This is a genomic window from Paenibacillus liaoningensis (assembly GCF_059609455.1).
The window spans coordinates 1-11945 of record NZ_JCAALU010000031.1 but is presented as its reverse complement, the minus strand read 5'-3'; the positions used below and the strand labels follow the sequence as shown (position 1 = coordinate 11945).

The 11945-nt window shown below is 46.0% G+C and carries 14 protein-coding genes and 1 riboswitch; of the genes, 2 read left to right on the top strand and 12 right to left on the bottom strand.

Annotation, left to right across the window (positions count from 1 at the left end; translation table 11 throughout):
* Positions 1 to 186: 186 nt before the first annotated feature.
* Positions 187 to 394: riboswitch (cyclic di-AMP (ydaO/yuaA leader) on the bottom strand.
* Between the two features lie 184 nt (positions 395 to 578).
* Both AC6B99_RS32005 and AC6B99_RS32000 read right to left on the bottom strand, forming a co-directional pair.
* Positions 579 to 1352: a TatD family hydrolase gene (locus AC6B99_RS32005; protein ID WP_056034949.1), complete on the bottom strand. Its 774-nt coding sequence runs from the start codon at positions 1350 to 1352 to the stop codon at positions 579 to 581.
* A gap of 116 nt (positions 1353 to 1468) precedes the next feature.
* Complete coding sequence (locus AC6B99_RS32000; RefSeq protein WP_056034952.1) at positions 1469 to 2764, bottom strand: HD domain-containing protein; 1296 nt, start codon at positions 2762 to 2764, stop codon at positions 1469 to 1471.
* A gap of 280 nt (positions 2765 to 3044) precedes the next feature.
* Here AC6B99_RS32000 and AC6B99_RS31995 point away from each other — a divergent pair, with 280 nt between their 5' ends.
* Positions 3045 to 3299: an AbrB/MazE/SpoVT family DNA-binding domain-containing protein gene (locus AC6B99_RS31995; protein WP_012772023.1), complete on the top strand. Its 255-nt coding sequence runs from the start codon at positions 3045 to 3047 to the stop codon at positions 3297 to 3299.
* 120 nt (positions 3300 to 3419) lie between these two features.
* Here the strand turns inward: AC6B99_RS31995 and rsmI are convergent, their stop codons facing one another.
* The 10 genes from rsmI to AC6B99_RS31945 all read right to left on the bottom strand — a co-directional run bounded on the left by rsmI (position 3420) and on the right by AC6B99_RS31945 (position 10961).
* Positions 3420 to 4298, bottom strand: a complete 879-nt coding sequence (gene rsmI / locus AC6B99_RS31990) for a 16S rRNA (cytidine(1402)-2'-O)-methyltransferase (protein ID WP_056034954.1) — start codon at positions 4296 to 4298, stop codon at positions 3420 to 3422.
* Positions 4299 to 4329: 31 nt separating this feature from the next.
* The gene (locus tag AC6B99_RS31985) at positions 4330 to 4986 is read right to left on the bottom strand and encodes a tRNA1(Val) (adenine(37)-N6)-methyltransferase (RefSeq protein WP_056035000.1); all 657 of its coding nucleotides are present in this window, start codon (positions 4984 to 4986) and stop codon (positions 4330 to 4332) included.
* Between the two features lie 121 nt (positions 4987 to 5107).
* A complete protein-coding gene (locus AC6B99_RS31980; protein WP_056035002.1) occupies positions 5108 to 5548 on the bottom strand; it encodes an initiation-control protein YabA in 441 nt (146 codons plus the stop codon).
* Between the two features lie 94 nt (positions 5549 to 5642).
* Positions 5643 to 6446, bottom strand: a complete 804-nt coding sequence (locus AC6B99_RS31975) for a PSP1 domain-containing protein (protein ID WP_046234497.1) — start codon at positions 6444 to 6446, stop codon at positions 5643 to 5645.
* 4 nt (positions 6447 to 6450) lie between these two features.
* Positions 6451 to 7428, bottom strand: coding sequence for a DNA polymerase III subunit delta' (gene holB, locus AC6B99_RS31970; protein WP_056034957.1), 978 nt, complete (start codon positions 7426 to 7428; stop codon positions 6451 to 6453).
* 39 nt (positions 7429 to 7467) lie between these two features.
* The gene (locus tag AC6B99_RS31965) at positions 7468 to 7911 is read right to left on the bottom strand and encodes a YaaR family protein (RefSeq protein WP_046234499.1); all 444 of its coding nucleotides are present in this window, start codon (positions 7909 to 7911) and stop codon (positions 7468 to 7470) included.
* 16 nt (positions 7912 to 7927) lie between these two features.
* Positions 7928 to 8257, bottom strand: a complete 330-nt coding sequence (gene darA, locus AC6B99_RS31960) for a cyclic di-AMP receptor DarA (protein WP_046234500.1) — start codon at positions 8255 to 8257, stop codon at positions 7928 to 7930.
* Between the two features lie 67 nt (positions 8258 to 8324).
* Positions 8325 to 8951, bottom strand: a complete 627-nt coding sequence (tmk, locus tag AC6B99_RS31955; RefSeq protein WP_056034958.1) for a dTMP kinase — start codon at positions 8949 to 8951, stop codon at positions 8325 to 8327.
* A 107-nt stretch (positions 8952 to 9058) separates the two neighbouring features.
* Positions 9059 to 10585 carry an aminotransferase class I/II-fold pyridoxal phosphate-dependent enzyme gene (locus AC6B99_RS31950; protein WP_496665077.1) on the bottom strand — a complete coding sequence of 509 codons (1527 nt, stop codon included), beginning with the start codon at positions 10583 to 10585 and terminating at the stop codon, positions 9059 to 9061.
* Positions 10586 to 10769: 184 nt separating this feature from the next.
* A complete protein-coding gene (locus AC6B99_RS31945; RefSeq protein ID WP_046234503.1) occupies positions 10770 to 10961 on the bottom strand; it encodes a sigma factor G inhibitor Gin in 192 nt (63 codons plus the stop codon).
* Between the two features lie 217 nt (positions 10962 to 11178).
* Here AC6B99_RS31945 and AC6B99_RS31940 point away from each other — a divergent pair, with 217 nt between their 5' ends.
* Entirely contained in the window at positions 11179 to 11709 is a 531-nt protein-coding gene (locus AC6B99_RS31940) for a hypothetical protein (RefSeq protein WP_056034973.1), read from the top strand.
* The last annotated feature ends 236 nt before the right edge of the window (positions 11710 to 11945 follow it).

Below are 11945 nucleotides of genomic sequence, written 5' to 3'. Positions count from 1 at the left end.
TATAGTATATTGGCGTGCTTCTAGCACGCTCCAGTATATTTCCTCTGCAACCTCCTAGATTTACCCTATGACGACGATTTACCCAATATTCAAAAATAAAAAGAAAGCCCGTCGACAGAGGATCTGTTTCGTGGCTTCCCGGGAACGTCAAAATAGACTATTCAGGAATGGTGGATGCACGAGGTTGATCACTCTCTATAAACGCTTACGAGGTTAGCTGTCGGGTTCGGGCAAGAGAGCTGCCCTATCGTCGGAAGAATGCTCATGGCAATCCCCGCCAAATTCACCCCTAGAAGAAATTCAGGTGCGCGTGCAATGTGATCCGCAAATTCCTCACAGCATCGTGCATGGTTCCCCCGCTCTCCAAAGTTCGAAGATTAAGCGCAAACTGGAAATCCAATACAAAAATTTAAAGCTCTGAAATGAATCATACCTTCATCGGAGCCTAATTGTAAAGATCAGATAAAAACCGATTTAAGCGAAATTTTAGGATATTTACGGAAAAGAGAGTCTATTTCAGCATGAAAAATTAGTTTTATCGCCGGAAAGGTCACTTATTCTCGTTTTTAAAGCCGTTTTTACACAATTCCGAAACATTTTTTACCGTTTTCGGTCGTTAAATTGGCGATTTCGGCCACCGATTTTCCTAATATTTCTGCTGCCGCTTCCGCAACGAGCGACACATAAGACGTCTCATTTCGTTTCCCTCGGAATGGATGAGGGGTCAAATATGGGGCATCCGTTTCGATCAAAATTCGGTCACTCGGAACCATCGCAAGCACCTCTTTTGGCACCCTTGCATTTTTGAATGTAAGCGGTCCCCCGAACGATATATAGAAGTTCATATCGAGGCATTTTTGAGCCGTTTCTGGACTGCCGGAAAAGCAATGCATAATGCCGCCAACCTCAGAAGCATTTTCCTCCTTCAGCAGCTTGACAATATCCTCATGGGCATCGCGATTATGAATAATAATTGGTTTTTTCAACTTCTTGGCTAAGCGAATTTGCTCGCGAAATACGCGATGCTGGACGTCTTTTGGGGACGTATCCCAATGGTAATCCAGTCCGATTTCGCCAATGGCTACCACTTTAGGATGAGAGCAAAGCTCTTCAATCCATCCCAGATCCTCCGGCAGCATATCGATGCTGTCAACGGGGTGCCAGCCAACTGCTGCATATATAAAATCATATTTTTCTGCCAGCGCAAGTGTTGTTGGAATCGTTTCCCGATTGAATCCAATATTAACCATTAAATCCACCCCTGCCGCACGCGCTCTTTCGATAACAGCTTCGCGGTCTTCGTCAAAATGCGGGGAGTCCAAATGGGTGTGTGTGTCGAATAAAGAAATCATAATTGAGCAAGCTCCTTCTATATTATAGTCTATGGTGAAACGGTCGAAAGCCGTCCTTTGGCGGCGCGTTTCAGTCCGAGAAATATAGAGAAAGTATGGCAAAATCATATACTTTCCTATATTTTAAATAACATTCGTACTTTATCGCTTAATTGATCAGCGGCAGCGCGCAGCTTCTCTTCCGGATAATACAAATGGGACTGGCCCTGATGAAGTCCAGTAATGGAACGAATGATGTCAGATTTCGTGGAAATTTCACTGACAGCCTCGTAGCTATCCATTAACAAAATCGGCGTCTTTTCTTCTTTTCCGCCTTTTTTCGTATCAGGCTGATACACATCATACGGTTGATCAAATGGAAAATCAATTTCCATATGGTAATCCGGGTTCAACCCGATCGCTGCAAATTGTTGTCTTACTTCATTAAAGAGGCCAATATCCGGTTTATCCAACATGATGTATTTATAGAGGCGACGCGTCAAAAAACGATCACATAGCTCCGCCAGCAGTTCATCGCCTTCGTCGCTCCATTCTATAAAGGCTGTCTGCAAATACGCCTCATCCAGCTTCAAATATTGTTTAACCCCAATTGTCCCGTCAAGCAGCCGTTTCAGCGGCTCCGGCATCCAACCAAATGTGTACCCACCCTCATAAAGCTCCTTCGCTCTGCGAAATATTTGTCTAAGGATGATTTCCGAGCTTCTCGTAACCGGATGGAAATAAATTTGCCAATACATTTGATAGCGGGACATCAAATAATGCTCTACGGCGTGCATGCCGCTTTCTTTAACAACAATCCTTCCATTAATAGGACGGAGCACACGCAGAATACGCTCCAGATCAAAGTTGCCATAATTGACCCCTGTGAAATAAGCATCCCTCAATAAATAGTCCATTCGGTCCGCATCAAGCTGACTGGAAATCAAGCCGCTAACAATTGGATTCGGATATGTCTTATTAATAACAGCAGTGACATGTTCAGGAAAGTCGTCTGCTACATTTCGTAGTATACGATTGACCTCGGTGTCCTCAAGCAAAATGCTGCAGGTCCACTGCTCGTGATGCGTATCGAATACTTGTTCCAGCGAATGGGAAAATGGCCCATGACCAACGTCATGCAGCAGTGCAGCGCAAAGCGCCAATAGCCGCTCCTCCTGTGGCCAGCCGGGAAAACCATTGCGTTCGAATTGGGAAATAATCTTTCTAGTAATTTCATACACGCCAAGAGAATGGGAGAATCGGCTATGCTCAGCGCCATGAAAAGTAAGATAAGACGTTCCGAGCTGCCGAATACGCCGTAATCTTTGAAACTCCTTCGTATTGATTAGATCCCATATCGTCTGATCCTGAACATAAATATATTTATGAACGGGGTCCTTAAAAACTTTCTCTTCCGATAGCTGTCGGTTCATTCAACAAATCAACTCCTTTTGTTCTCTGGTTCGACATAAAAAAGCAAAAAATATGTCGAAGAATGTCGCAAAACAGTTTCCAAAATGTCGAAGCTGTTGTATTCTATAGTAAGAGTAATATGACCTTACTATATAGTCAAACTCCCTTAGTAGCTGCAATTTTCTTCAATAATTTCAGTTGACTATTATGGGAAACGTTGGTATTATAGTAGACATAAAAAGAGAAACTATGTCGAAAAGTGACGAATACACTTTTTGATGAGAGGGGAAACAAATTATTATGATGAAGTCCACAGGTATTGTCCGTAAGGTTGATGAATTAGGTCGCGTTGTTATTCCAATCGAGCTTCGCCGTACGCTTGGTATCGGAGAGAAAGATGCACTAGAGATTTATGTAGACGGCGAGCGCATTATGTTGAAGAAATACGAGCCAGCTTGTATCTTCTGTGGTAACGCTGAGAACGTATCTTACTTCAAAGGAAAAATTGTTTGTCACATTTGCCTATCAGAAATGCCTTCACCTGTGACAAAATAAAAAAAATAGGTTATAATAACCTTATTCAACTAGTTAATTCTAACCTTTTAATACTCCTTATTGCCTTCCTGTGCTAGAACCCGGCCAGGAAGGTCTTTTTTTTCTCTATTTTTTGTTTTTCTAGCGGTTTACTTCATTATAAACATCACGCTTTGATAGACCACGATCTGTAGCTGCCTTTTTTATCGCGTCCTTCCGTCCAAGCTCTGCTTCGTAATGCTGTACATGCTCTTCCATGCTCAGCTCCGCCCACCAAGCGGCAGCAAGCTCCCCCGTATTCTCATCTGAGCTGCTTCCTTCTATTATAAGGCAATACTCTCCCAATGGCGGATTTTCCTCAATCCAAGTGATACATTCCGTTACTGTACCACGCGCCATTTCTTCAAAACGCTTCGTCAGTTCCCGCACCATCGCGATACGACGGTCTCCGAGATGCTCCAGTATGGCATCCAGCGTCTTCCGCAAGCGATGTGGCGACTCATACAGCATCAAGGTGCCTTCCTGTGCTTGAAGCTGAAGCAGCCATTTCGCAAGTGACTTTTTGTCTCGCGGCGGAAATCCGGCGAACATAAAACGCTCCGTTGGCAAGCCTGATACAATTAAAGCCGACAATGCCGCATTCGCACCAGGTATCGGAACGACAAAAATACCCTGCTCCACCGCTTCGGCAACCAAATCTGCACCGGGATCGGATACAGCAGGCAGCCCTGCATCGCTTACAAGGGCAATCGATTGCCCCTCTTGCAGCAATCGAATAAGCTCGCTGCCACTCGCTTGTTTATTATGTTCGTGATAGCTCACAAGCCGTGTCGCAATTTCAAAATGGGAAAGAAGCTTACGTGTTTGTCTCGTATCCTCGGCAGCTATAAGATCCACTTCTTTCAACGTACGAATCGCGCGAAAGGTCATATCCTCTAAGTTGCCAATTGGCGTTCCGACTAAATATAACGTCCCGGCACCGTGTTGCTGCGGCCCGCTAAAGCTTTTTTGCACAAACATTGTTGAGCCCTCCTTCTAGCATTCCACTAGGCTAAGTATCATATACCATAATTGGCGGCAGCAGCCTCAGTTCCGGTCTGCCATCACGCATAGCCTCAATAAGCACCATATTGGCTTCGCCATTTTTATTCGGATGAATGAACTGTACCCGCTTTGGCTCCAGCTTGTACTTGCGCATCGTCTCAATTATTTCTACAAAGCGTGATGGCCGATGCACCATGGCTACTTTCCCAGCTGGTCGCACCAGCCTTGAGCAAGCTTCGACAATATCCTGCAAGGTTCCGTGTACCTCATGCCTGGCGATCGCATAATGCTCATTTTCATTAGAGTCTCCTGCTTCAGCCGACATATAAGGCGGGTTGACGGTTACCGCATCATACGTTCCATAAATCGCTTTATTCGCTGCAAAATTTCGCAAATCGGCTTCCACGATATTAATTTGCTGCTCCAGCCCATTCAGCTTTACACTCCGCCTTGCCATATCCGCAAGTCTTGGCTGAATCTCCACTGCATCAATTTGTGCTTTCGTCCGCCCTGTCAATAGCAGCGGTATTACGCCATTCCCTGTGCAAAGGTCAATGACCTTTCCTTTTTTCGGAATGCTTGCGAAGTTGGAAAGCAGCACCGCATCCGTCGAAAAGCTGAACACTTCCCTGCTCTGAATAATTCGCAGTCCGGTATCCATCATTAAATCGTCCAAACGTTCATTGATTTCCAGCTTGATCTGCTCGTCCACGACTTTCCCACTGCTCCCTTGACATAAAGATACCGTCCTCTTAGCAAGGACGGCATAGTGTTGACCGATTGCATTATTTATTTAAGAAGGATAAGCAGAAGAGACAATCGCCTTCTGTCCGCAAATGCCCATAATAGACATTGCAAATATGGAAGCCTTCATGGTAAAGTCTCGCCAAATTATCATGCCCTTCTCCTACTGAATATGCAGCTGCATCTTCGGCGGAAGTGAACAAATCGGCTGTTTCTGTCTGCTGCTCTACCTTTGTGCTTGTCCCCATCGTCTTGCCCGCATTTGATTTTGAAGCCCCTGCTGTCTTAACTGGCAAAGGTTCCTCCGCTTGTTGCGGTATCCGCTTCAAAATTTTGCGCAGCTGATGGTTTTCCATGCTTAACCGCTTATTCTCTTCAAGCAGTTCCTTCACCCGCAGCTTCAGATCCCCAACTTGACGATGAAACTCGCCCATTTGGGTATCAAGCTGATCCATTTGAACAAAAATCTCTTTTTTCTCCAAGTTCCCACCCCAGAGCTTCAAGCATCGTCTTGCACCTTAGCTGTAAGCATTGCGCTTGGTCGTTTGGACATGCTATGAATTGTTCTTAATACTGTCATTTCAAAATGACATCGTCTAACGGAAGTTCCTTCGGTTTCCCCGAAACTTCAAACAAGTGTACGTACACGGTCTTGGAACCAACATTGATTCCCGTTACCTTGCCTTCACCAAGTGAAGTGATAACGATCTTGCCAATCGCTGGAAGCTCTTCTCTTGAGCTTTCATAATTGTCATGCTCGTATTTCAAGCAGCACATCAAACGGCCGCATAAACCAGAAATCTTAGTCGGATTGAGCGACAAATTCTGGTCCTTCGCCATCTTGATCGATACCGGCTCAAAATCGCCCAGCCACGAAGAGCAGCATAATATCCGTCCACATGGTCCGATGCCGCCAAGCATCTTCGCCTCGTCACGAACCCCGATTTGCCGAAGCTCAATCCGAGTACGGAACACGCTTGCCAAGTCTTTCACAAGCTCGCGAAAATCTACCCGACCTTCAGCTGTAAAATAAAAAATGATCTTGTTGCGGTCGAACGTGAATTCGACGTCAACCAGCTTCATCTTCAGCTGATGGTCTTTTATTTTGTCTGAACAGGTTGAGAATGCAGCTTGAGCAGCAGAACGATTCTCTTCTACAACCTTCGCATCCACGTCGCTGGCAATTCGTATAACGCGCTTTAACGGAAGGACAACATCCGATTCACCGACTTGCTTCTGTCCAACCACTACTTTGCCATACTCGATCCCCCTGGCCGTCTCAACAATGACATGCTGGTCCTTGTCAACGGGATGCAGGGCTGGATCAAAGTAATAAATCTTACCCGCCTTCTTAAAGCGGACACCCACGACATTATACAAGGATTTAGCCCTCCTGTAAGTTTACCATTAATTGCTCTAAAGCGAGTTGAGCAGATACATTCGACCTAATACGCTTGCTTGCTTCGAGTGTATGCTCCATGCAAGTGACCCAGCCTTCCACTGGCCGGCTGAATGCATGCTTGCTTATCCATTCCAACTGATCTATATATACAATATCTTCTTGCCTTCCGGCCTGAAATTTAATCATGTCCTTAAACCATAATACAAAAAGAGATAACAGCAGCTGCGGATCTTCACCAATATCCTTCTTAATGAACTGCTGCTGGACGGTAATCATTGCCGCGGTGAATCGGGTCAGACTGTCCTTCCCTAATTGTATCACTACGTTTCGGATTTCTGCAAACTGATTCTGCTGGATGATTTCCCTAGCACCGTCCAATCCCGAGCTCAGCTGTACGGCTGCGCGAGCAAGAATAGAGGGCAGTCCTTCATTTGTTAACGTTTGAAGCATCTCATCGGAAGACATCGGGAGGAACGGCACCCACTGGGTGCGCGAGCGAATGGTCGGCAGCACAGCTTGTCCATTATCGGTTATCAATATCGCTACAACAGGGGATAGCGGCTCCTCCAAAAATTTTAATAGGCTGTTCGCCGCTTGAAGTGTCATCGTTTCTACTCGCTCAATCATGTATACTTTGCGTTTCGCCCCGCTGCCCCGCAGCCCAAGCTCCCGCTGCAGCTCGCGAATTTGATCAATCTTGATCGACTGCCCTTCCGGAGCGATCCGAATCATATCCTGCTGATTGTTATTATCAAACTTGCGGCACTCCAGGCAGTGCCCGCAGGCATCATCGCCACCGCTCGTACAGAATAAGGCTTTAGCGAAAGCTTCCGCCATCGCCATTCTGCCACTGCCCTTCGGTCCATAAAATAAATAAGCATGCGATACTTTACCGCTTTGCAGCGCATGCTGTAAAATACGCTTCGCTTTCCATTGACCGGTTAGCTGCTCCATGCTCATAAGCTCAAAAATTCCTTCCTCGATCGTAACCTTTCCAATCTAAAACAATAAATTAATCAGCATGCCACGCACTTCACCGATCCGGGCTAGCAATTCAATACGCCCTTCTTCGGTCTCCAGCAGCTCCTCCGCCATATTAACGAGCTCTGCATCAATCTCGTCAAGCAGCTTATAGCGCTTCGTACGGCCTCTGCGGTCAAACCCTCTAAGCTCTTTAAGCCCGATGCCGCGCCTAACGGTATCCTCCAGAAACTTCTTGACCATCTGGCGGTAAAGCTTTAATTCCCGCACCGTCATTACTCTGGATAAATGGTCACCCTGTCTATGAATGTCCTGCAGCTTCTGCTGCAATTGCTCTTGTGTCCGCTGTGCTTCCTGCTGAACCATAACATCGCCGAAGCTCTTCATCTGCGGCTGCTTGGAAGCTAGGTCGTTACTCGCGCGATTCGCCCCAAGCGGACGAAACCCTGGATCAATTTTCATCCGTTATCACGTCCAATCAGAAATGTTCAAAGCGTTCTACCGGAACGACGAATACGGCAGCGCCACCCACTTGTACTTCTACCGGGAAAGGAATATAAGAATCCGTTGAGCCGCCGATTGGCGATACAGGCGTAACTAATTGATCGCGCACTTTGCAGTTGGTTTTGATCACTTGAAGCACTTCGTGCACACGCTCATCTTCAATACCAATCATAAAAGTTGTATTGCCTGCGCGCAGAAAACCGCCCGTACTTGCCAGCTTCGTTGCCCGAAATCCTTCTGTCACAAGCGCATTCGACAAACGGTTGCTATCCTTATCCTGAATAATCGCAATGACTAATTTCATCCTGATTCCTCCCATTATTCGTTATCATTTAAACGTAAGCTCTAACGTTGCTTTAGTTCAAATAATGCTAGAGATTGCCCTCTATTGCGGCCAAAACATCTTTCAGCACCATATCCAGCTCCTGATTTGCATCAACTCGGACTATTCGCTCAGGGAACTTCTCCAGCAATATAAAATAACCTTCCCTGACTCGCTCGTGAAAAGCGATTTCCTCCAAATCAAGCCGATTAATCTCACGATCATCCGATTGTCCAATACGGGCAAGACCTACCTCTGGCGTCACATCCATGTAGATTGTGAGCTGCGGCATCGCCCCTTCAATCGCGAACTGATTAATCGACCATACCTCTTCCATGCCAAGTCCACGCGCATGTCCCTGATAGGCTAGGCTGCTATCCACGAAACGGTCGCAAATGACAAGCTTGCCTGCTGTAAGTGCTGGCATGACCTTCTCTACAAGATGCTGTCGTCTTGAAGCCGCATACAAGAGTGCTTCTGTCCTAGCATCCATTGCGGTATGATTCCGATCCAAAATGACTGACCGGATTTTCTCCGCAATAGGGATGCCTCCCGGCTCACGAGTGGTCAACACTGCTTTGCCCTGCTGCTGCATCGTATGCGCAAGCTGCTCGATCAGTGTAGTTTTCCCCGCCCCTTCGCCGCCTTCTATTGTAATAAAAATACCCTTATTCAACGGTTCGTAACTCCTAATCTATGAAACTGAATTTTCAGCGTAATGCTTACTTCCATTTTAACAAAGCGACTTTCCCTTGTATACGAGCTTTTGCCGCTTAATCATATTTATTCCACGATTGCAATGGATTGCATGGCTGGATCTACCGCACCTTGGAACTTCGCTCCACTGCTAGCAAGCTCTTTAATATAGCCCAGCATTTCCGCAGTAAGCAGTTCGCCCGGATATACAATAGGAATGCCCGGCGGATATGGGACGATCATCTCTGCTGCCCTGCAATTTATCGCATCTTCCAGCTTCACTCTTACCATAGTCCCTTTACTCACTCGCGAAAAAGCAATTGGTTCTACCGATTCTGGTAAGAACAGCGGGTTACTTGCTCTTGCAAGCGGTTGTTCAGCTATTACCCGTCCTTTAGATGCGATAATCATCTCCACTGCCTGACAAGCTTGAATGAGACGATCTGCATCCTCAGACTGAATGCCAATCCCCAGCAAAAGCACGACATGGCGCATATCCGCCATTTCTGCCCAGCAGCCCTGCTGTTCCAGCAGCTTCAATATTTCAAAACCGCTTAATGCCCCCGTTCGATCCCATAATACAATTCGCAATGGATCTAATTGATTGTAAGCGGGCATTGCGGCTAGCCTATCATCGCTTTGCTTCAATATCTCAATTGCCGCACAGCACTCTTCTATTCCTTTACGCAAATATGCAGCAACAGCTAATGCATCATCAAACCAGTCAGCGCCCGACGCCTCTATCATTGCACGGGAAATATCGAGCGAAGCCATAATTGGAAAAGACGGACTCGAGCTTTGAATCGTCGCTAAAGCTTCTCTAATGGCGGTTCGGTTAAGAAGCTCACCCTGCACATGAAGCATCGCTCCCATTGTAAGCGCAGTGAGTGTTTTATGAGTGGACTGCACAACGGCATCTGCTCCAGCCGTTATCGCTGAGCCAGGTAGCTTGGGATGCAAGCCATAATGGGCACCGTGTGCTTCATCCACAAGCAGCAGCATGCCGCACTGATGAATCGCTTCAGCATAAGGTTGTAGGTTCATGCTCATCCCATAATAATTCGGATTATTGAGAAATACAGCTTTCGCCTGTGGGTATAAGTCCATCATCATCTTTACCTGCGCTAGAGAAGGCTGCGTTGCAATTCCGGTAGGCTCATCTATTTGCGGCATTATAAATATGGCCCTTGCACCCGCGAGCTTCAAACCATTAATGACCGACTTATGGACGTTGCGCTGTACGAGAATATAATCGCCAGGCTCACATACAGCCAGCAGCATAGCTAGATTGCCAGAAGTGCTTCCTCCCACGAGAAAAAAGCTTTCCTCCGCGCCAAAGCAGCGAGCTGCCAAGTCTTGCGCTTCGGCAATGGCCCCCTCTGGATGATGCAAATCATCTGTAGCGGACAGTTCTGTCACATCCAGCCTCATAATCGCTGTAAAAGTCTCTTTCATTGCTTTTATAAAATCGGACTCCTGCCCTTCACCTTCCCGTTCGGGCTTATCTGGCCCAAATGCCTGGCCGTAGCGATGCCCGGGTACGTGAAAGCTAACCGGCTGCGAAGCTGTATGTTTAAGCAGCATTTCATATAGTGGAGCATGTATATGTTGCATCAAAGAGAGCCGTTCCTTTCGCTATAAACTTAAATCTATTTTAGTGGATTTGAACAAGCGTAAACGGCTGTCGCCGTCCTCTGGCAGCAAAGCTACCGTTTCGCTGGTGGAATATAAGCTAATGAAAACTTATACATTCATATATTTCATGAAAAAAAGAGCGAATTCTATAGGTAGAGTTCGCTCAAGCATTTTTTTCAACGAAGATTTGCTTCATCTGATGGATAAAGAATGGATATTTAGCATCTTTAACGTCGGTCTGCACCATTTCTATTTCGCATGATTGGCATATAAATTCAGTAACGATGCGAATTCCTTCACCCTCGGCTTTATGTTCGCCGCATATAATACAATGAAGCTGATGATTTTCAAGCATTTGAATCCCGCCTTTCATCCCAACTCTATAGCTACTATTATGGCATATATTCTAGCTTTTTAAACTTGTTTCATAGCCCATTTCAAATATTTATATATCGTATGCCGCCAGAGCCCAGATGGTGAATACAAAATTAGCCGTGTGCTATCGCGGGAAAGCTCTAATTAACCGATATATATAGGATAGGCTTGAACGTTATGGAAGGGATGTTAGAAAGATGCGTCAATCATTATCTGAGCAGCAAGCTGCAACGATTTATCAATACCAGCTCGTTAAACGTAAAATCATTAGGCCTGAGCTTGTCCAAAGCCATATCCTTATTGCCGTTATATTCGTCGCTTTTCAGCTGCTTATGTATGGTAGAGATGGACTTTTCAGCTGGTTGTTCGGCTTTGCTGTCATTCAAGTCATTCACCTGATTATATTGCTGCTGACCTTTATCCGAGTAGAAGAGGCAGCTGATCGCCGCTGGGTATGGGGTATTACGCCACCTTGGTTCGGCTTTAAGCCAGCAAACGATATTAAGCTTCAGCTTTTCCGCCGCGTACACCGCCAGTTGTTCTGGATAGGGCTTTGTGGCACTGGCATCTTATATCCTTGGATTTCGGAATCGCTTATGATCAGCATCATCTGTTGGCATTTGTGGCTCATCGTTCCTCGCCTCCTTTTGTCCGTCGCTTTTCGCAAACAAAAAAAAGAAGGCATTCTCCGCCTTGGAAAATACGAAGCCTCGTACTACCATCGTTAACTGGCTATCCTATAACGCAAATATCTATGATTATGAAAAAGAAGCTGTTCCTCAGTCATTAGTGGAGGAACAGCTTCTTTAAATGCATATTTACCCTTTAATTCAGTGGTTATAAATTAAAATTGAAACAAAAAACCTGCCGCAAACTGCGGCAGGCTTCTCGTGCTTGGCGACGTCCTACTCTCCCAGGACCCTGCGGTCCAAGTACCATCGGCGCTGGAGGGCTTAACGGTCGT